The organism is uncultured Aquimarina sp., from assembly GCF_947495315.1.
Taxonomy (GTDB): domain Bacteria; phylum Bacteroidota; class Bacteroidia; order Flavobacteriales; family Flavobacteriaceae; genus Aquimarina.
In genome coordinates this window covers 1-21504 of the sequence record NZ_CANLYD010000009.1, presented here as the reverse complement: position 1 = coordinate 21504, position 21504 = coordinate 1, and the positions used below count along the sequence as shown (strand labels likewise).

Annotated in this window: 16 protein-coding genes; 10 read left to right on the top strand and 6 right to left on the bottom strand. The window is 32.9% G+C overall.

The annotated features are described in order from the left end of the window. The first annotated feature begins 165 nt into the window (after nt 1-165). The 9 genes from Q0910_RS16115 to Q0910_RS16075 all read left to right on the top strand — a co-directional run bounded on the left by Q0910_RS16115 (nt 166) and on the right by Q0910_RS16075 (nt 11962). A complete protein-coding gene (locus Q0910_RS16115; protein ID WP_299218641.1) occupies nt 166-1290 on the top strand; it encodes an alpha/beta hydrolase in 1125 nt (374 codons plus the stop codon). Nucleotides 1291-1386: 96 nt separating this feature from the next. Further along, nucleotides 1387-2544: an alpha/beta hydrolase gene (locus Q0910_RS16110; RefSeq protein WP_299218639.1), complete on the top strand. Its 1158-nt coding sequence runs from the start codon at nt 1387-1389 to the stop codon at nt 2542-2544. A 169-nt stretch (nt 2545-2713) separates the two neighbouring features. Next, nucleotides 2714-3817, top strand: a complete 1104-nt coding sequence (locus tag Q0910_RS16105) for an alginate export family protein (RefSeq protein WP_299218637.1) — start codon at nt 2714-2716, stop codon at nt 3815-3817. Between the two features lie 34 nt (nt 3818-3851). Next, nucleotides 3852-4262 carry a DoxX family protein gene (locus tag Q0910_RS16100; protein ID WP_299218635.1) on the top strand — a complete coding sequence of 137 codons (411 nt, stop codon included), beginning with the start codon at nt 3852-3854 and terminating at the stop codon, nt 4260-4262. An 18-nt stretch (nt 4263-4280) separates the two neighbouring features. Next, nucleotides 4281-5864 carry an FMN-binding glutamate synthase family protein gene (locus tag Q0910_RS16095; RefSeq protein ID WP_299218632.1) on the top strand — a complete coding sequence of 528 codons (1584 nt, stop codon included), beginning with the start codon at nt 4281-4283 and terminating at the stop codon, nt 5862-5864. Nucleotides 5865-5923: 59 nt separating this feature from the next. After that, nucleotides 5924-6463 carry a hypothetical protein gene (locus Q0910_RS16090; protein WP_299218629.1) on the top strand — a complete coding sequence of 180 codons (540 nt, stop codon included), beginning with the start codon at nt 5924-5926 and terminating at the stop codon, nt 6461-6463. Between the two features lie 100 nt (nt 6464-6563). Next, complete coding sequence (locus Q0910_RS16085; protein ID WP_299218627.1) at nt 6564-7178, top strand: Pycsar system effector family protein; 615 nt, start codon at nt 6564-6566, stop codon at nt 7176-7178. Between the two features lie 217 nt (nt 7179-7395). Further along, complete coding sequence (locus tag Q0910_RS16080; RefSeq protein ID WP_299218625.1) at nt 7396-11055, top strand: phosphoesterase; 3660 nt, start codon at nt 7396-7398, stop codon at nt 11053-11055. 130 nt (nt 11056-11185) lie between these two features. Beyond that, nucleotides 11186-11962, top strand: a complete 777-nt coding sequence (locus Q0910_RS16075; RefSeq protein WP_299218623.1) for an HXXEE domain-containing protein — start codon at nt 11186-11188, stop codon at nt 11960-11962. Nucleotides 11963-12391: 429 nt separating this feature from the next. Here the strand turns inward: Q0910_RS16075 and Q0910_RS16070 are convergent, their stop codons facing one another. The 5 genes from Q0910_RS16070 to Q0910_RS16050 all read right to left on the bottom strand — a co-directional run bounded on the left by Q0910_RS16070 (nt 12392) and on the right by Q0910_RS16050 (nt 19401). Then, entirely contained in the window at nt 12392-14032 is a 1641-nt protein-coding gene (locus Q0910_RS16070) for a serine hydrolase (protein WP_299218621.1), read from the bottom strand. A 141-nt stretch (nt 14033-14173) separates the two neighbouring features. Next, nucleotides 14174-14713: a helix-turn-helix transcriptional regulator gene (locus Q0910_RS16065; protein ID WP_299218619.1), complete on the bottom strand. Its 540-nt coding sequence runs from the start codon at nt 14711-14713 to the stop codon at nt 14174-14176. 226 nt (nt 14714-14939) lie between these two features. Beyond that, entirely contained in the window at nt 14940-16043 is a 1104-nt protein-coding gene (locus tag Q0910_RS16060; RefSeq protein ID WP_299218617.1) for a serine hydrolase domain-containing protein, read from the bottom strand. 241 nt (nt 16044-16284) lie between these two features. Then, entirely contained in the window at nt 16285-17922 is a 1638-nt protein-coding gene (locus Q0910_RS16055; protein WP_299218615.1) for a serine hydrolase, read from the bottom strand. Between the two features lie 54 nt (nt 17923-17976). Beyond that, nucleotides 17977-19401, bottom strand: coding sequence for a serine hydrolase (locus Q0910_RS16050; protein WP_299218613.1), 1425 nt, complete (start codon nt 19399-19401; stop codon nt 17977-17979). A 663-nt stretch (nt 19402-20064) separates the two neighbouring features. Here Q0910_RS16050 and Q0910_RS16045 point away from each other — a divergent pair. Continuing rightward, entirely contained in the window at nt 20065-21231 is a 1167-nt protein-coding gene (locus Q0910_RS16045) for a helix-turn-helix domain-containing protein (protein WP_299218611.1), read from the top strand. Between the two features lie 84 nt (nt 21232-21315). Here the strand turns inward: Q0910_RS16045 and Q0910_RS16040 are convergent. Beyond that, the coding region (locus tag Q0910_RS16040) for a hypothetical protein (protein WP_299218609.1) at nt 21316-21504 on the bottom strand (189 nt) is incomplete at its 5' end.

The window sequence follows — 21504 nt, the reverse complement described above, 5'->3', positions numbered from 1 at the left end:
AAACCATCCGCTATTTCCACTATTTTCTCATCAATCTCATTCTTACCATCGAATAGCTACTTTTCACCTTTTACGAGATTTATATTAAATATAAGTTTGTTATGAAATGATTAAGAGTTTACGCGTAAAACACATTTCAAATCACACAATTAATCTTATATCAAAATGAAAATCACACTTAATTTAAACTTCTCTATTGAAAAAGCAATCTTGCTTATTTCATTTATGACACTACTAAGTTTTCCGGTATTTGCTCAAGAACAAGACCAGGCATCTCTTATAACAAATCCTGATAACCTTATGAATGTAGGAACAAGCCAACCTATCAGTTACGAGCCCTACGACTTAGCTAATTTTGCTAAGGACAAAAATCGTTATCCAGCAGCTACAACACCTAAAGGCTCTTTTAACCGCCACGGCGAGCTAGAATTTTTGGATGACAACGTTATAGGAATCCATTGGTTTGTTGAAGTTGAAGGTTCGGTTTGGCATTTTGTCACTGCTGGCAATCCTTCTGGAATACCCGTTTTAATGATTCATGGCTTTCCTGAAACTTGGCATGGTTTCCACAAACAAATGGCTTCTCTAGCTCAAGAAGGCTATTATGCCATTTCTGTGGACCAATTGGCCTATGGACAATCTGACAAAAGTCTAAAGCAAGATTTAACACATCAAGGTGTTGCAAAAAGTCTAGCTAAGCTTTTAGATAAAATGAGTATCAATAGATTTAATCTGATTTCCCACGACCGTGGAACTTGTATTGCTGACAATATGATGGAAATAAAAGGTTTAAATAAAAGGGTAATCAATTGGATTAGAATGCAACAATCTTTTGATAAACCTCACGGCCGTCCAAGACCAAACCACGAAATGATGGCTCATTCAGAAAACTATAAAGATGGTGCAATGATAACAGGAACATATAACTCTGCTTGGGTATCTGTTGAAATAACCCCTGAACATATGGACAGGTTGTACAAAGAATTTGGAACCGAAGGACAAGCCGAAGCAGTAGCCAAGACCTATGATACAAGCTTTGATAAAGAACTCGATTATAGAATGAAGAATTTAATACAATACATGGATATGCCTATACTGTTTCTTCAAGGTTCTAAAGACCCTGCACAAAGAGAGGAAGAATACGCATATTCTGCTACACTAATTCCAGATGGTCATGTGAAATTTGTAGATGCAAATCATTTCACACATATGGAAGCTCCAGAAGAGGTTAGTCAGATTATAAAAGATTTCTTCAGCGGCAAACGTCCACCAAAACTTATTGTTGATTAATTAAATACTGTTAGTATGATTTATCAAAAAAAATATCGCTTTGCAGTCAATAAAAAAAATATTATTCATCCTTTGAATAACCAAACTTAAATCAGCATGAAAACTACAATTAATTTAAAAAAATCAGTTAAAAAAGCAATACTGCCTTTTTTAGTTATGATGCTAATAAGTTTTGCATCATGTGTTCAAGAACAAAAACAAGAACAAAAACAAGAAAAAGAACAGGATAAGGAAAATACACTTATAACAAATCCTGATGACCTTATGAATGTAGGAACAGGCCAACCCATCAGCTATGAGCCTTACGACTTAGCTAATTTTGCTAAGGACAAAAACCGATATCCAGCAGCAACGCCGCCAAAAGGTTCTTTTAACAGTCACGGGGAACTGGAGTTTTTGGATGATAATGTTATGGGAATTCATTGGTTTGTTGATGTAGAAGGTTCCGTATGGCATTTTGTTACTGCCGGAAATCCTTCGGATACACCTGTGCTAATGATTCATGGATTTCCTGAAACTTGGCATGGATTTCATAAGCAGATGGCTTCTTTAGCTCAGGATGGCTATTATGCCATTTCAGTAGACCAATTGGCCTATGGACAATCTGACAAAAGTCTAAAGCAAGATTTAACACATCAAGGTGTTGCAAAAAGTCTAGCTAAGCTTTTAGATAAAATGAGTATCAATAGATTTAATCTGATTTCCCACGACCGTGGAACCTGTATTGCCGACAACATGATGGAAATAAAAGGTTTAAATAAAAGGGTAATCAATTGGATTAGAATGCAACAATCTTTTGATAAACCTCACGGCCGTCCAAGACCAGACCACGAAATGATGGCTCATTCAGAAAACTATAAAGATGGTGCAATGATAACAGGAACATATAACTCTGCTTGGGTATCTGTTGAAATAACTCCTGAACATATGGACAGGTTGTACAAAGAATTTGGAACCGAAGGACAAGCCGAGGCAGTAGCCAAGACTTATGATACAAGTTTTGATAAAGAACTCGATTATAGAATGAAGAATTTAATACAATATATGGATATGCCTATATTGTTTCTTCAAGGTTCTAAAGACCCTGCACAAAGAGAGGAAGAATATGCATATTCTGCTACACTAGTTCCAGATGGCCACGTAAAATTTGTAGATGCAAATCATTTCACACATATGGAAGCCCCAGAAGAGGTTAGTCAGATTATAAAAGATTTCTTCAGCGGCAAACGTCCTTCAAAACTTATAGTTGATTAATAATCATTGTGTTATGACAGATAAAAAAATATACGGTCACCTTAGAGTGGCTAAGATGATGGTGGCCATATTTTCACTTCTTACAATTTGCAGTTATGGTCAAGAACAATCTCAAAATGACGATTTAGCAAAAGCTATAAGTGGAGGGGAATTTGTATTTAATGGTAAATTGAGGTTCTGGCACGCCAATGATGAAGCAGCACGAGCATCCCAAGCGTATACTTTTGGTACAAACTTTGGCTATAAAACCAAATCGTATAAAGGCTTTCAAGTGTATCTTGAAGGGGAAAGTGTAGTTGCCCTCACTCCAGACAGATATTTTGATGGAGTAAATGGTTTAACCGACAGGACAAATGTAACTGACCCAGAAACTCTTGAGTTAAATCAGGCACATATTGAATATAATAGTACATTCAATGACGCAACAATACTGCAATTTAAAGTGGGTAGACAAGCTGCTATTGTTGAAGACGAACGTTTTATAGGAAGGATTTCAGCAAGACAAGATGACCAAACTTTTGATGCACTGTATGGTAGAATACAAAACGACCAAAAAGGACTGGCTTTTGAGTATGCATATATGTATCAAGTTAATCGCCTAATTGCAGAAGTTGCTGATTGGCGTAGTGATTCGCATGTTTTAATGTTCAAGTATTATAAAAACGAAATGGCTCGGGTTGGTTTGTTCACACACTTCCTTGACTTTCAAGATGATGCTCCCGATAAGTCGAGTAAATCATTTGGTATTCTGGTAGACAGAGGTAATTTTCCGAAGGATAAGACAGCATTGACTTACAAAACAGCCTTTGCCTATCAAAGTGACTACGGCGACAATCCAACTTCTTATGATGCTTTTTTGTTTAATGCAGAAGTAGGAGTCTCTTTACCTAATACTGGAATCTTTAGTGTTGGTTATGAATTGGCAACCTCAGATGATGGTAATGCTTCTTACCAATTTCCATTATCAACGGGGCAACGTCTGCATCGCATATCCGATGTGTTTATTGACCCTCCTGCAGATGGACTACACAACCCCTATTTTACGGCAGAGTCCAATAATTTGTTCTGGGGCATAGGCGGTTGGCTTGGATATCATGGCTATTTTTCAGAAGAAGAAGGAGATTTCCTTGGGCAAGAAATAGATGTCGTTTTATATAAACAAATAGTTCCCGATTTGTTACGGGCAGAAATTACATATGGGTCCTTTTTTGGTGAAACAGACCGCTTTACGAATTTACACATTTTCGCACTTGATTTAGTCTTTGAGCTATAGCAAACAAATAAACATTCTCTTAAATCTTAGAAATATGAATAAATTTTGGGACAAATGGCACTCTAAAGTATTAGCATTATTAAGAATTATAATGGGGTTTCTAATATTTTGGCACGGAACACAAAAACTATTTGGCTATCCACCAACAGAAACTGCACAAGGAGAGCTTTCTAGTTTACTCTTGGTAGCTGGTATTTTAGAATTTCTGGGTGGAATATTACTAATCATTGGTCTTTTTACACGTTGGACTGCATTCATTCTAAGTGGAATGATGGCAGTTGCTTATTGCATGGTTTTCATTAGCAAATCATTTTTACCAATAATAAATGGTGGAGAATTATCTGTGTTGTATTGCTTCATATTTTTCTATCTCTTTTTTTCAGGAGGTGGAAGTTTTAGTATTGACAACTATTTTAAAAAAAGAAAAAATAGCATAATTCAATAGTCATGTAAAGAGCAAAAAATGAAAAGACAATTTATTATTTCCTCCATACTTGTTATTCTTATAATTGTTGTCTTACAATTTGTATGGAAACCTATTCTTTGGAGTTTGGTTATAGTTATTCCATTATTCCTAATTGGGTTAAATGATATGCTTCAAAAAAAGCATGCTATTCGAAGAAATTTTCCGCTCATAGGAAACTTTCGTTACCTACTTGAAGGTATTGGACCAGAAATTAACCAGTACTTTATTGAATCTAACTCTAGTGGTGTTCCTTTTTCACGGCAACAACGTTCTTTAGTATATCAGCGTGCTAAAAACACACTTGACACATTACCATTTGGTACTCAAATGAATGTAAGCGAAGTAGGGTATGAGTGGGTTAATCACTCTTTAAATCCAATTAAAGTCGACCCTGAAACAATGCGCGTTACTATTGGAGGTTCAGATTGTTTGAAACCGTATGATGCCAGTATTTTGAATATCTCTGCTATGAGCTATGGCGCACTAAGTAAAAATGCGGTTTTAGCATTAAATCAGGGAGCTAAGAATAGCGGTTTTGCACAGAATACCGGTGAAGGTGGTTTAACCGAGCACCACTTAAAAAATGGTGGAGATCTAATTTGGCAAATAGGAACAGGATACTTTGGGGCGAGAACCTTAGAAGGAAAATTTGACCCAGATTTATTTAAAGAAAAATCCTCCCATGCAAATGTGAAGATGATTGAAGTAAAACTATCGCAAGGTGCAAAGCCAGGTCATGGCGGAATTTTACCTGCAGCAAAGGTTACAAAAGAAATTTCTGAGATTAGGAATGTACCATTAGGCAAAGATGTGAATTCTCCACCGGCACATTCGACTTTCTCTACTCCTATGGAACTTTTGGAATTTGTAAAACAACTTCGTGACTTATCTGGAGGAAAGCCTATTGGGTTTAAATTATGTGTCGGAAAGCGTAGGGAATTTTTAGCTATTTGTAAAGCAATGGTCGAAACAAACATTCTTCCAGATTACATCGCTGTTGATGGCGGTGAAGGTGGTACAGGTTCTGCGCCACTTGAATTTTCTAATAGTATTGGTGCGCCGTTGACAGAGGCCTTAATTTTTGTGCATAATGCATTAACGGGTTTTAATTTAAGAAGTAAGCTTCGGGTTATTTGTAGTGGCAAAATAATTTCTGGTTTTGATATTGTAAAGAATATGGCCGTTGGCGCCGATTTATGCTACTCTGCACGTGCAATGATGTTAGCCGTTGGATGCATTCAATCGCTTAAATGTAACGCAAACACCTGTCCAACAGGAGTCGCCACGCAAGACCCACACTACATGCAAGCTTTAAATGTAGAAGATAAAGCTAAACGAACATCTACATTTCATGATAGCACAGTCGAAAGTGTCGCGGAAATTATTGGTGCAATGGGTTTAGAAAGTACAAGCGAATTGAAACCTTGGCATCGCGTTAGAAGAACAGATTTTACCGAAATAAAAAATTATAGTGAGCTATTTCAATATATCGAACCTGGTTCGTTACTACAAGAACCTATCCCAGAAAAATGGGCAAGAGCAGTTAAGTCTGCATCAAGTACAAGTTTTAAAAATTCCTAATCATTATAAAGAAAAGCATCTTTAATTTAAGAATGTCTGAATAAATATTATAACGAACGATGAACAAAACAAATCTTTTTATGCTGAGCGGAATAGCAATGATACTTGCAGGTGTTGTCATGTTATTTTCTAAAAATATTGGTATTACTACATCAAAGATAGTGTTACCCTTATTACTACTATTGAGTGGTTTCACAACCTTCAAATTTGCTATAGCTAACGAACAAAATAAAACGGCCAGTACTTTTCATAAAATTCAAGGAGGTCTATTTATAGCATTTTCTGCGCTAGTAATTTTTGTGCCTGATTCTTTACAGTCCTTTCTGCTGTATTTTACCTACTTCTGTCTTTGTTATGGCCTAATTGAAATTATGTTTTCGTTTGCCACGTTGAATTCAAAAGTTGCTATAAAAAAGAATATGCTGATGTATCGTTTGATAAGTGGTTTTGTAAATGCTATTGGAGCTATAGTTTTGTTACTTACTGTGCTTTCAAATGAGTTCTTAGGACTTCAAACTGCTGGATTTTTAACTATCATAGGTGGCATTTCAAGTGTATTGTTTGCCCGAAAAGTAAGTGTGTTATCTGGTGCTACTTAAAAAGGTATTAACACCGTTCCATTTGTTTTTATTGGTATCGGTTCTTACATGAGTCTGAATTTTTAACAAAATTTCAAATAACTAACAATCGGTTAAAAAAATGCAATCAACTGAAAATGATGAAACAAAAGGTTTAAAAGACACAGTAGAGACTCTTTATCGGACAAAAAAAGAACCTCGAAAGTCAATGGCTACTTTTCAACGTAACCAAAACAAAATAATGGTTAATATGGTAAATGTTTTGGACAGAAAAGCTGCTATATTAATTAGAATAAATACAACACTTATTTCTGGGATTGTGATATTTTTTGAGCACATTTCAGAAATAGAAAATGGAATGCTAATTGGTTTAGTTCTCGTAAGCTGCTCCTTTGTTTCTTTGGTCTTAGCCTTGTTGGCAGCTAAACCACCTCTTTCGAGGATAATGAAGAGTCACAAAAAAGAAATTGTTTCAAACTATCCAGACCCTGAAACCAATTCTTTTATGGTAGGCTTATCCGGCTATTTATCTCTGAAAGAATATGAAGAAGCATATCATAAGATTGTTCAGAGTCAAGAACTACAAATTGGAAATCAAGTTCGTACACATTATGTCTTTGAAAAAAATATGGTAAGAGGGTTCAAAATACTAGAACACTCATATAATGCTTTTTTGGTAGGTTTTGTTTTTACCGTATTGGTTTTTGTTTTTTCAAATGTTATCCGTTTACTGTAAAAAGGATATCAAATTGAGATAAAACTGTAAAGACTTGTCATTTTCAACGTATTAATTTCTTCAGAACTAGTAACGAATAAATTAAAAGACTTGATAATTAAACAGTTAGTGTTCTTAAGAGAAAGACCCATATAACTGCCTTATGGAAGGCATTTTGAAAAAGAAAGATAAAATATTTAACTGTATATCACTATTAATTATGACGAATGTAGTAAGTATGAAAAGAATATTGTTTAGTTGTTTTATTGGCTTACTCTTTACACGATGTGCTACATATGAGCTACAATCTGTAAACGAAAAAAAAGTCATTGAAAACTCTTCGGAAAAACATAGTTTTTTTTTAATTGGTGGTATAGGCGATTCTAAAAAAACAAATCAAGAAGAGTATCTGCGCACATTGAATAATATCGTTAATGAAAGTAATGATAAAAGTACGCTATTAGTACTTGGCAACTCAATTTCAAGTATCTCTTCTGATAAGAAAAAAAGCGAAAAAGTAATTCAAAATCAGCTAAAAACTCAAATAGACGTTCTAAGTAAATTTAGAGGAAAAGTAATTTATTTAGCTGGTTCAAATGAATGGAGTTCAGATATGGATGCTCTTCAAACTATTGAAGACTATGTTAATGAAGGTTTGGGTAAAAACTCATTTTTACCAGAAAATGGCTGCCCCATTGAAGACATTAAAATAAATGATGCTATCACCTTAATTATGGTGGATAGCGAATGGTATTTTGCAGATTGGGACAAACACCCTAAAATAAACGATAACTGTACTATCAGAGATAGAGAGTCATTCTTTTCAGAGATAGAAAGTTTGGTGAAAAAGAATGTTGGAAAGACCATTCTTTTTGCAGTCCATCATCCAATGTATAGCAATGGCAACGGTGGAGGACAATATTCTTTTGGACAAAGTATGACTCCTTTACCTGTTTTGGGAACAATAAAAAATGTTTTTAAAAAAACAGGGGGATTTAATACCAACAGCTTACAGAATAGTGCTTACAGGTCCTTTAGAAAGCGCATGGTAACCCTTGCTCAATATAATGACAAAGTTATATTTCTTTCTGGTCACGAACAGAATTTACAATATTTAGAGCAAAACAATGTACATCAGATCATAAGCGGGTCACTGGTTAAAGCCACACCTGTAAGAAATAGAAAGGGAGGACAATTTGCATATGGTGCAAATGGCTATTCACGTTTGGATGTCGCATCCAATGGTTCTTCCCAGGTCAGTTTTTTTACTGCTGCTGAGAATAAAATGGTATACCAAAACCAGATATTTAAGGCAAATAAGGACGCCTCACTCCCTGATTACGACACCAACTTCCCAAAAGAAATTACAGCCTCTGTTTATGACTCAACAGCAATTGATAAAAGTGGGTTCCACAAATGGTTTTGGGGAGAACGTTACCGAAAGTACTACGGTACTCAAGTTAGCGCACCTATTGTTAATTTAGATACTCTATTCGGCGGCTTAAGAGTAGTGAGAAAAGGTGGAGGTCACCAATCTAAATCGTTACGATTAAAAAATAATCAAGGTAAAGAGTACGTAATGCGAGCTCTAAAGAAAAGTGCAGAAGCATATTTACAAGCAATGGTGGCCAAAGAAGAATTTATAATAGGGAAGACAGAAGGGCTGGCCCCAAATCGGATTCTGACAGATTATTACACAGGTGATCATCCCTATGCCCCATTTACCATTGGAACACTTTCTGATGCTGTTGGCATCTACCATACCAACCCGGTACTGTATTATATACCAAAGCAAAATGCACTTGGCGAATATAATGATGAGTTTGGCAACCAACTATTTATGATTGAAGAACGAGCCACAGATGGTCATGGAGATCAAAAAAGTTTTGGATACTCCAACAAATTGATAAGTACGCCAGATTTAATAGAGAAGATTTCTTCTGATGAAAAATATACGGTGGATAAGGAGGCTTACATCAAAGCACGCCTTTTTGATATGTTAATTGGTGACTGGGATCGGCATAACGATCAGTGGCGTTGGGCAGAATTTAAAGGTAAAAAATCTGGTGACAAGGTATACAGGCCAGTGCCCCGTGATAGAGATCAAGCATATTCGATAATGGGCGATGGATTTCTCATGGGTCTTGCAACACGGTCAATACCAGCATTACGACTGATGGAAGGTTTTGATGATAAGATTAGAAATGTAAAAGGATTCAATTCATCATCAAAAACATTTTCATTGGACACCTATATCCTTCCAGAAACTACCCTGGAACAATGGATAATACAGGCTGAATTTATTCAACAAAATATAGATGAACGAATAATAGATTCTGCACTTTCCCAGTTTCCCATAGAGGTTCAAGATGGGACCGTAAAGGAAATCAAAAGAAAACTATTATCTAGAAAAGATGCTCTTAGAGAGATAGCTTTGGAATATTATCAAATAATAAACAAAAGAGCGGTTATTGTAGGGACTAATAAAGATGACTATTTCCAAATCGAGGATATAGGTAATGGGTTTACCAGAATTACAGGTTATAGAATAAAAAACGGGGGGAAAGATGATGTTTTTTTCAAAAGAGAGTTCGACAAGAAAGTTACCAAAGAGATATGGATATATGGTTTGGACGACGATGATTATTTCGAGGTAAAGGCAAGCAAAGATATAGGTCCTAAAATTAGATTAATAGGTGGCCAAAACAATGATATTTATGATATTGGCCAGAGGAGAAAGACAATAATTTATGATTATAAAACGCAAAAGAATACATTTAAAACTGAAAACGGTAAGAAGCATTTGACAAACAATTACAACATTAATACCTATGACCCTTTTAAGGCAAAACAAAGTAATAACTTAATTATTCCCTCAATCGGTTCCAATCCCGACGACGGTTTCAAGATTAGCATTAGTGATACATATACTTATAAGGGTTTTTTACAGGAACCGTTTACAAGTCAACATAAATTTAATGCTGCTTTTTATTTTGCAACTAGTGGATATGATTTTTCTTATAAAGGCGAATTTGTGAGAGTTTTAGGCAAGGCTTCCCTTACAATTGATGCGAAATATACCAGTCCAAACTTCAGTATTAACTTTTTTGGTTTTGGAAATGAGACCGAAAATTTTGATGATAACCTGGATCTTGACTTTAATCGAGTCAAAATAGAAGTACTAAAATTTGCCCCTTCTTTATTATGGAGAGGAAGATATGGTTCTACATTTAGGTTGGGTGTTTCATTTGAGGATATTAAGGTTGAGGAAACGGAAGGACGGTTCATTGAAGATTTCTATGCAGCAAATCCTAACTTGGATAACAAAAATTCTTTCTTGGGAGCGGATGCAGCGTATTCCTATAAAAATACTGATAATATCGCTTTTCCAACACTTGGTTTTGATTTTTCATTACTGGGAGGATACAAGATAAATACAGCCGAAGGAGGCAAAGGTTATGGCTATATCATTCCAAAATTGTCCATGGATTATAAGGTAATACCTTCAGGTGCGCTTGTGTTGGCAACCAAAATTTCTGGACAGATAACTATTGGAAACGATTTTCAATTTTATCAAGGCGCAAGTATTGGAGCAGAAAATGGTTTAAGAGGATACCGTTTTCAGCGTTTTACGGGTAAATCATCTTTTTATCAAAATACAGATTTACGTTTGGCTATTAAGAATGTAAGAACTAGCGTAATTCCACTTGTCCTTGGTGCATATGGAGGGTTTGACTATGGTAGAGTTTGGTTGTCCAATGATGATTCAAACACTTGGAATACTTCGTATGGTGGAGGTTTATTTGTTAATGCTTCTGATCTTATATCAGCTAGGGTAGGAATTTTTAATAGCGATGATGGAATTCGTTTTTCATTTGGCTTTGGTTTTGGATTCTGATTTTTTCTTGTGAAGAATTTAGATTCAATCAGAAGTGAAATGGAATACACCTTGTTTTTATGTTTTACTCCGAGTTGAGCTCTAGAAATAATAAACTTTTAAGAATACCTGAGAATTTTATACGAACATTATGGAAAACAAACATTTATTAACTACGAGCGTAGCACTTCTTTTTTTAATGCTATGGTTGCCATTAGGCCAACAGGATTTCCTCATTAACCATTGGATGAAAATTGGTACATATGCAGTTCCTTTTATTCTTATTGGTGTTTTCCTGTTTTTAGGAGAGAACTACTCTTTCAAAAAACAAAATCACTTTCGATTAATAGCACTATTGATGCTTTTAGCATATATACTTCATCAATTTGAGGAGCACTGGATAGATTTATTTGGTAATCATTATGCTTTTTATACTTACAACAATAATTTCATAAGAACCGTACTTAGTGAAACTGACTCAAGTATTAATCCATTGTCCAAGGCAAGTGTTTTCGTTATTAATACGTCGTTGGTTTGGTTATTAGGATTTTTGGCTATATGGAGAAGCCCAAAGCATCTTTTCCCATTATTTTCAATGGCAGGAATTATAGTAGTGAATGCTTTTGTTCATATTTTGGCAGCTGTAGTCAACTTCACTTATAACCCAGGGTTACTTACCTCTCTATTAATATTTGTTCCTTGTTATGGTTTATTCGCTAGATATATTCTTAAAAAGTATCCTTTAAATAAAAAAAACCTTTTTTCAGGTCTATTATGGGCGTTTTTAGCACATGTTATAATGATTGGAGGGATGTTGGCAGCAAATTACTATAATGTGATTTCTGAACTATTCTATTTTGGAATATTAGTAGCATGGTCTATTATTCCCGTATTTGTTTTCAATGACAAAACTATATCGGATATGTGATTGGTGTCTATCGATCATTATATATAACTGAGACTATAATAAGTCATAACAAATAGGTTCATTGTATCATCTTACTTCATGCGGGAAAAAATAAATCAAATACTAAATTGAAATAATAGCATTTGGCATATTAATACAGATGTTGTACCCAAACAAAAAAAGCCTCTTGTTTCCAAGAAGCTTTTTTTACAGTGCGGGCGGGGAGACTCGAACTCCCACACCTCGGGGCACCAGATCCTAAGTCTAGATAAAGTCTAACGTGATTTTATAAGTGTTTCAAAATGTGGTATATTCATATATCACACAAAGTGTGTTCTTATAATATTTATTTCTTCAAATTAACGTTAACATATATAGGATAGCTACTATTTAGATTGCAAAGATTTTATATGAAAAATTGATGTAATTTTATTCCATCAACTCATAGTATTAATATATCTTTTTAGCGGCCATTTCTCTGCCTTGATCTAAAGTTAAACTAATAACTTTTTGATTTTCATCTAAATTAAAGGTTAATTTAGCATCAATATCTCTAGCTATAAATTGATTGTTCCCTATGGGAACTAATTCTTTTTTATCAGCCCTTATTTGTCCAATAAGCTTATTGTTTTCAATCTTAACTTCAAAGTAAAACTCAGGACCGAGTTCGTATTTTCCTTGGTATTTTTTTAATTCACTAAGCCTTACTTTTTTTGCTTTAAAACTTTTAACCTCTTTATCAATTCGCTTCCACGTAGTTATTTGATAAGTGTTATTTTCAACTAATTGTAGAGTGTCATTCTCTTCTTTAATAGAAAATGTTGTTAAGCTGTTTTCTAGAAAAAAGTTATTCTTTTTAAACGGTATTAGTTTATTTTTTGTTTTTCCTCTATCAAAAAGGAGAAGTGAACCATCTTCAAAACGAATAGTCTTTTGTACACCATCATTATTCTCATAAATTCCATTTAAGGCTTCTATTTGTGATTTAGGAATGTCTTTGGATATAAGTTTGTAAGGATTATCCAAAGCAATTGCAGCAAGCTTTGATGTAATTTGACCTAAGTTGTTTGTATTTTCAGAATTGGTTAAAATAGCTACGTAGATATCTTTTTCAGGTACAGATAAGACGTAAGTAATGAAGCCATTGATACCACCACTATGTTTTACAGCTTTAATACCTTGTACATTTCCAATTTCCCAGCCATATCCTTGAAGACCTGATTTCCCTGAGTTTAGTTTAAAGGCTGTATAAGCCTTGCTAAGTGATTTAGAAGCTATAATCTTCTCTGATTTTAAGGCTTCGTTCCATTTAAACAAGTTCTCTGTAGTTGATGCTAGTGAACCAGCTGCATAAGGAAGTGTCATGCTTAGAAAATCGATATTTTCATATACACCATTTCTATTCTTATATCCTGAAACTCTGTTTTTAATTAGTGTTTCAGTATTATCATAAAATGTATTGTTTAGACCAATGGGTTTAAAAATAGTTTCTTTCATATAATCTTCATAAGAGATTCCAGAAATTACTTCTATAATATGGCCTAGAATAATATAACCAGAACTTGAATATTGATATTTTGAACCAGGTTCAAAATCCATAGGTTGATTTTTAAAGAAATCAATCAGCTCTTTTGGGCTCATATCCTGTCTTTGAAAAGCTTTATTAAAACTTTCTATATTGAGATAATCCTTAATGCCTGAAGTATGAGACAATAAATGTTCAAGCGTAATAGTTTTGTCTTGTGTAGGGTAATCTGGCAGATATTTCTTTATATCATCTTCTAGAGATAATTTTTGTTCTTCAGCAAGTTTTAAAATGGCTATTGCTGTAAACTGTTTAGAAAGCGATGCTATCCGATACACACTTTTAGAACTTGTTGTAACATCTAATTCTAAATTTGCTTTTCCATAATGATAATTGTAAATGACACTTCCTTTTTTTGAAACTAAAACTGAGCCCCCTGGACTTTGGTGTTCTAGTTCTTTTTTAATTATTTCATTGAATGCATCGGTGTAATTTTGCGCTTTAATAAAAGATGAACATAGAGTAAATAGTACTATGAATAATATAGGTTGTTTTTTGATTTTCATGAATTTTGATTTTTTAAGTTGATGAATACTATAAATTATGGATATTAGTATCGCTGATACTTTCCATAAGCAATAGTACTTTTTAACAACAAAAAAACTCTCAAATTGACCTGACAATGACCCGAAATATAGACGACAATATTATAATATATTGAATTTCAGGTTTATAAATAACTTCTTTTTTTTATCTAATTCGATTGTATTGCGAATAATAATATATGCATTAATAAAGAGCATTAAGAGTATTAGAATTGGTACCATGTGATTATTTAAGTTTACTGTTTTACCAATAAAAACTCCTAATAGCACAACTAAAGGAAACAAAAATGTCCACAGAATTTGAATAGTTATAATTTGCTTGGTAATAGGATTAAAGGCCTTTTTCCAATACATAATTATAATTGGAAAAATGATACTTCCAAATGGCAGAATAATTAAGAATAAAGAAGATATATTTATTAGTTTAACCAAAGATATGCTGTCTTCCTTTTTTTCAAAATCAACTGCGACTAATTTTTCTTTGGGTATTTCCAACGCTTTAGATAGCGCTTCTAAAGTATGGCCTTTAAGTTCTTTTCCTGCTTCAATGCGTTGAATAGTTCTAACAGAAATATTAGCTTTAGTGGCTAATTGTTCTTGAGTTAAGTTTAATTGTTCTCGATACTTAAGAAGATGAGACATTTTTAGTTTGTATTTTTTGAACTTCATTACATACAACTGACAAGTAATTTTACGAAATGTTACAGTTAGTTTTTATGCGTGAAAAAACTATTTTTTATAACTTTTGCGATATGAGTTTATCTTTTAGTTCTTAATCGCAGGAAGTATATAGGCTTCCAATATTTTCAGATTCTTAAATATCTATTTATAAATTCGTTTAAGAAGTAAATAGAAGCATAAGTCATTATTATGGGTTGTTTTTAGTGTTGATGTATTTGAATAAATCAAACCCAAAATCACTAGCTTGGTCTGCATTGGTAAAGATTACTACTCCCCATTTTTTATTTAGGTCCATTAAGAAAAGACTCGTAAATCCTTCATTATTTCCAATATGACCGCAAATAGGTGTATCAAGAAACTCAAATTTGTGCTTTGCAAATCCTAACGTCCAATTTGTGATACCAACATTGTTAAACCATTCCTGTTTAGGTGTAGTAATTTGGTCTTTAAATAATTCATCGTAGCTTTCTTTTGTTAAGTCTTTTTTGTTCATCAAATTTATTAGCCAGTTTGAATAAGATATAGCTTCAGAATGAATTCCTGCAGCAGCATTAAATTCCTGAGCATTTTTCCGTTTGGGTATAGGAGCTCCACTTTTATACGCTTTAGCTTTATTTTTTAGAGTTTTAGAATTTGGAATGTAGGTTGTATTGTCCATTTTAAGAGGAATAGCAACTTTTTCTTGAAAATATGATTCTAAACCCATATAATCAGTATTAAGTATTGACTGAACTACATGAACCAAATATTGATAGCCTTCACCAGAGTAGCCAAATTTGGTTCCTGGTTTAAATTGAGTGCTCAATGTTGAGTTGCCGCGCCAATTGGGGAATCCCGTACTATGGGAAAGTACCATACGTGCAGTAATCTCTTTATAATCTTCATCTGTGTTATCCAGCCCTGGAAAAGGTTGTTGAATATATTGATATAGAGGTCTATCTAGTTCTAACTTTGCTTCATCAACTAACTGCATAACCAAATAGGCGAACATGGGTTTGGAAATAGAAGCTCCCTCAAATAATGTTTGTTCGTTTACTTCCTTGTCATCTTCAATGTTAGCAAATCCTTTAGTGATATGATATGCTATTTCTCCTTTATTGATAATTGCCATAGATAGACCAGGAATATTCATTACTTCCATTTTATCTCCAATGAATTGTTCTATTTTTTGAGTAGATATTTTTGCTCCAGAAATGTTTTCAACGTATTGTTTTTCATTACTATTTATTGATTTTTCTTGTTTGCCCTTGCATGAAAAAAATAGCACAGTTATTAAAATGAGGTATTTCATAAATTATTTGTTTTCTTTATTGAGAGCCTTATTCTTTTAAACACGTTGAATTTCTTCTTTAAAGGATTTCTAAAGAGCTGGCAAACTCCTTTCTCCTTAAACTGAAATCCTACAGTACAACCTAGTTTTTAACTTCGAACTTCATTACATATAACTGACAAGTAATTTTACTAAATGTTACAGTTAGTTTTCAAGTTTAAGGAAACTATTTTTTCTAACTTTTGCGATATGAGTTTGCCTTTTAGTTCTTAATGGCAGGAAGCACGTAATCTCTAAATATTTCACCTGATAGATTGCTTTTTCTATTCCTATAATTTCCAGCTGTTATAACCACTACAGATTCCAACTCAGGAATTAAAATAATGCGTTGACCTCCAGCTCCTCTAGCTTCAATTGTTTTAATAGTTTCTCCATTAATCATATAGGTGTCATGCCACCATTGGTAACCATATTCATTTTTATCTCTTACGTCCTGCAATCGCGTATGTTTTTTAAACGATTCTTCCACCCAGTCTTCTGAAATGATACGTTTTCCCTGCCAAGTACCTTTGTTGAGATAGAGCTGTCCAAATTTAAGCATGTCTCTAGGGGTTAGATACAATCCGCCACCAAAATAGGGTATGATACCCGTATCGTCTGTATTCATAATATAATTTGCAATGCCTAGCGGTGCGAAAAGCTTGTTGTCCATATAAAACTCTAACGGAATATCTAAGCGCTCATTTAAACTAATACCTAGTAAAAATGGATTGGCAGAGCCATAATCAGTATAAGTTCCTGATTCGTGCACCATGGGTGCTTCTAGAACTGTTTTTAGCCAACTGTCGTCTGATTCGTCCTGATAGTATCCCTCATAAGCTTTATTATTAACATCTAGACCAGAACTCATTGTCAATAAGTCTTTAATAGTGATTTTAGATTTCATACTATCTTTTGTGTACTGATATTCTTGAGGTATAAAATCATATAGTTTTTCGTCTACGCTTTCTATAATTTTATCGTCAATAGCAATACCAATGATTGCGGATGATATACTTTTTGAAGCAGAACGCATACCATGCGGAATTTTAGCATTAAAATCTGCAAAATAATTCTCATATATAATCTTATCATTTTTTGCTACAATCACACTCTCTATTCCTACAAGACTATTATTATGAATGCCTTCTTCCATTTTTGGTAGGACTAGTTGATTTTTTGAAAGGTCCCAACCATCATTGATTTGCAAAGTTGTTTTATTGTAACTACTAACTTTTTTGGCTTTTTTAAACGAAGCAGATGCTATAAGATTGTCGCCTGTTTTTATATTTAAAATAATTTCTGAAGGCTTTAATATTCCTTCAAAATCAAGCCCCGTCTTATAATCCTCGAATGATATAGTGTCATCTTTTTGTTTAAAACCACTCACCCAAAACGAACCTAGCATAGGATATACAGTGTAACCATCATCATTTACTTCTTTCATTTTTAATTTTAAATCATTTGGTTGCAGATAATACAGTGCTGATAGATTCCATTTACCCACATAACGATTTCCCTTTTTATATAATTTTGTGGGATATAAATCTTTTTTTATTCTCATAAATCCTGTTATCATCGATTTATCGCTGTTAAGTAATCCTCTAAAACTTAGGTTTTCATCTAGTGAAAGTTTAACTTCTTTCTCTAGCTTAAAATTTTTTGAAAGGATTTCCCTGCTGTTTGAAAGTTTAAAAACAGCATCTTCCCCTTTCAACTCAATCGCTATATTTAGGTTAAGGTCATTAGTATTTGTTGTTTTCCCTTCCCATTCTCCTATATAGTCTTTTATGTTTTGTTGTGCGCAGCTAGATGAAATTGATGCTATAAAAAATATTAATATTGCTACTTTTTTGTACATGGTTTTAGTTATGATTACGTTAAGGAATAATGTGTAATAAATATGTTGCTTTCTTTATTTTTTATCGAGTATGGCTGGTAATATATAGTCATTCATCATTTTGTCAACGGTGGCAATAGTTCCAGGTTTGTTATATGCTGAAGCTGTAATGACAATAACAAAAGGAATATCTTTAAAAATAAAAATTCTATTACCTCCATTTCCAGTACTGAAAGAGACTTCATAATCTTTATCATTGACCGTATATACTCTATTCCAGAAAAGATAACCGTAATACAAGCCTTTTATACCTCCATAATCCTGAGAAACTTGCTTGGCTAAACTTTTTTCTACCCATTCTTCAGTTAAGATTTGTTTACCATTCCAAAGCCCTTTGTTTTTATAAAGCTGTGCATATTTAGCAAAATCGATAGCTCGAAGTTGTATGCCTCCACCTGTATATGCTATATTTTGAGGTGTATAAAACCATTTATAATTGTTAATACCTAATGGGGTAAATAGTTTTTTATCGGCATAAGAAACGAGTCCGTCGGGAACTGATTTATGAATAATATCTCCAAGCAAACAAGTTCCTGCAGTAAAGTAATTATAGTCTTTGCCTATTATCTTGTCTTTATGCATGGGTAAATCTAAAGCAAACTTCACCCAGTTATCAGAAGCTTGCATCTTATCTTCAGTACCGAGGCTTTCATCATCCCTATCATTACCAAGAAACCCAGAACTCATGGTCAAAAGTGATTTTAAAGTAACCGAGTCTTTTTTTATACTATAATTTTTATAGGATTTTAAATCGTAAAAATCTTTTAGTAAAGCATTTTCGTTTTTTATAATTTTATCTTTAATAGCGATGCCCATTATTGTAGAGGTAAAGGATTTTCCTACCGACCTAGTGTTGTGTAAACTATCTCTTGTTGCTCCATTAAAATATTCCTCTATTAAGAGTTCTCCCTCTTTTATTACCACAATTCCGTTAATATCATTAAATCTACCTTCTGCTATTTTTCTATTGAGTGCTTCAATTTTAGAACTATCAAAATTATCTTTGGAAACTTCAAATCCACTGTTAGCCTCTATTTTTTGAATAGGAATTAAACTTTCGTCAATAATTATTTTAGGCACTTCTACGGTAATACTTCCTTTTGCCAAAAGAGGACCAACTTTTAATGCATCTCCATATAAATAGGGTCTTACTTCGATACTTAACGTATGATTTCCTTCTGTAAATGCATCTTGTCCACCATTAATTTTCATAAACCGTTGCCACATAACCCAGCCCCAGAAAAATATTCGTTCGGGCGTTACTAATGGTATTACTTGTCTAAGCTTCTCTGTTTTTCTAGTTTTTGGTCCAGCTCCGGTGTTTAAGTTCTCTACATAAATGATCTTCTCATCGACTATATAAGAAAATTGAAAATTCCCTTTGCTCAATAATTCTTCTTCAGATAAGCTTGGTGCTAATTCTTGAAGACTTTGTATCAATGGTTTCTCTAAGTTGAAAACAATACTTAGGTAAGCGTCGTTATGTAAATTGAAGTGTTTTGAATATTTTTCTGTGGAAATTTTAGCTTTTGTATGGTCAACTTTTGAAAAGTATAAATTCTCTAGTTCGTTTGAAAGTGTATTCTTTGATTGACTATTATTCTTGCATGATATTAATAGACAAGTAATAAGGATGAATAAATAATTCGATTTCATAATTGTGATTTGATTTGATGAAAAATGTCGTTTTAAAACATTATATAATAGTATGTTTAAGTTTCTTGATATTCTGTTTATTTATTTTTCGAGTTTTTCAATAGCTGGAATAATAAATTCATTTATAATTTCATCAGTATAATTATGACCATTTCTATCACAATAGTTAGTTGTAGTAATAACAACAGACATAAAAATTTTATTATAACCAAACTTATAGAATGAAATTTATGGCGTTATTCTTCACATTAATTTTTCATAAAGAAAACTTTTTTTTGTCATCCAGTGTAACGATTTTCATTATTAGATGTCCTAAACTATAGTATCAGACTATTTTTTAATCTATACATAAATAAAAGTCAAAATTCTAACTAAATAAAGTGATAAGAAATATTAAACTTATTTTTATGTTAGATTAAAACAGAACAACGTTAAAATTTTAAGTGGATGAGTATATCACTATATGAGCTTTTTCTGGCATTAATTATTGGCCAGTGCGTTTTTTTGATTTTTGCTATTCAGTATGTCCCTAAAAAGCATACAGGAGCAAACAGGAGTATACAGTACTTATTGGTTATTTATAGTTTTTTTTTATTCGAAAGAGCTATGGGCGATCAATTTGAAAGAGATTTTTTGAGGCTATATGGTAATATCATTAATACTTTTTATCTTTTTATTGGGCCTTTAGTTTACACGTACATTAGGCGGTTACTTTTTTATAAAAATGGAAACTATCAATTAGCATACTATCACTATTTGCCAGCATTATTGTATTTAGTATACTGTTTTTTTCATATTTATACTTATGATTCAATAAAGGATTTAAGCAGTTATTTTAACACTTTATTGTTTTGTAACGACGTCATCTTTTTTGTTTTTATCTCGGCATATTTATTTAGATCTAATAGACTACTAAATTACTATAAGAAAAATGAAGAACAGGAACTATCCTTTAATCAAACCATTATAAAATATATAGAGATTACACTGATTGGTTTGTGGGTTTATATGTTTTTTTGGTTGTTAGGCATTGTTGAGCGATTTGTTGTTAAATTACCAATTGATATTAGAATGATTTGGGATATATCATGTTTAATCTTTGGTATACAGATTTATATTGTAGGCTTTTATAATTTAAAGCATCCAGAAATATTTAAAATTCGTTTTCCTTCTAATAATGAAAATATACCTAAAAGAAAGAATTTACTTGACGAAAGTGAAATAGGCAAGATTCAAAATTTAGTGGACGACTTCTTCAAGAAAAAGAAAGGATATCTCCGACCAGGATTGAGTTTGTCAATTTTAGCTAATGAAATTAATATTACAACCAATAAGTTATCATGGGTTCTCAATAACATTTATAAAAAAACGTTTTACGAACTGGTTAATGAATATCGCGTTGAGGATTTTTCACAAAGAATAAATGAAAATAAACATAAAGAATTTACAGTAGTTTCTATTGCCTTTGAGGTTGGATTTAATTCTAAATCTACTTTTTATAAGGCGTTTAAAGAGATTAAAAAAATGACTCCGTCCGAATACATTCGAAAAATTGAAAGCTTTAATAAACGGAAAAAATCAATAAATAAGAAAATGTTATTTTACCTCTTCTAAAAACCTGATTAGGTAACTCCTTCCTTTTTTTATCAATATTCACAAACCAAACGTTGGTTGTGCATTCTATTTATCACATCTGAATTACAGTTCTTTTAAATTACTTTGTAAAACAAATAATAACTCAAGATTTCCATCAGGAATCATCGGTAATAATGGCTTAAGAAAAGTTGTCTCATTTTCTATAACCCAATATTGGATCATTCTCAAAAGTTGTGTGTGAATTGGAAATAGAATAAGATCTTTGCAAAAAAAAGCAACGATTGGATCCAT

Coding starts and splice junctions, on each gene's coding strand:
- Q0910_RS16090 (WP_299218629.1), top strand. CDS start 5,924: ATGAACAAAACAAATCTTTTTATGCTGAGCGGAATAGCAATGATACTT.
- Q0910_RS16095 (WP_299218632.1), top strand. CDS start 4,281: ATGAAAAGACAATTTATTATTTCCTCCATACTTGTTATTCTTATAATT.
- Q0910_RS16045 (WP_299218611.1), top strand. CDS start 20,065: ATGAGTATATCACTATATGAGCTTTTTCTGGCATTAATTATTGGCCAG.
- Q0910_RS16100 (WP_299218635.1), top strand. CDS start 3,852: ATGAATAAATTTTGGGACAAATGGCACTCTAAAGTATTAGCATTATTA.
- Q0910_RS16110 (WP_299218639.1), top strand. CDS start 1,387: ATGAAAACTACAATTAATTTAAAAAAATCAGTTAAAAAAGCAATACTG.
- Q0910_RS16085 (WP_299218627.1), top strand. CDS start 6,564: ATGCAATCAACTGAAAATGATGAAACAAAAGGTTTAAAAGACACAGTA.
- Q0910_RS16065 (WP_299218619.1), bottom strand. CDS start 14,713: ATGTCTCATCTTCTTAAGTATCGAGAACAATTAAACTTAACTCAAGAA.
- Q0910_RS16055 (WP_299218615.1), bottom strand. CDS start 17,922: ATGTACAAAAAAGTAGCAATATTAATATTTTTTATAGCATCAATTTCA.
- Q0910_RS16060 (WP_299218617.1), bottom strand. CDS start 16,043: ATGAAATACCTCATTTTAATAACTGTGCTATTTTTTTCATGCAAGGGC.
- Q0910_RS16115 (WP_299218641.1), top strand. CDS start 166: ATGAAAATCACACTTAATTTAAACTTCTCTATTGAAAAAGCAATCTTG.
- Q0910_RS16080 (WP_299218625.1), top strand. CDS start 7,396: ATGAAAAGAATATTGTTTAGTTGTTTTATTGGCTTACTCTTTACACGA.
- Q0910_RS16070 (WP_299218621.1), bottom strand. CDS start 14,032: ATGAAAATCAAAAAACAACCTATATTATTCATAGTACTATTTACTCTA.
- Q0910_RS16075 (WP_299218623.1), top strand. CDS start 11,186: ATGGAAAACAAACATTTATTAACTACGAGCGTAGCACTTCTTTTTTTA.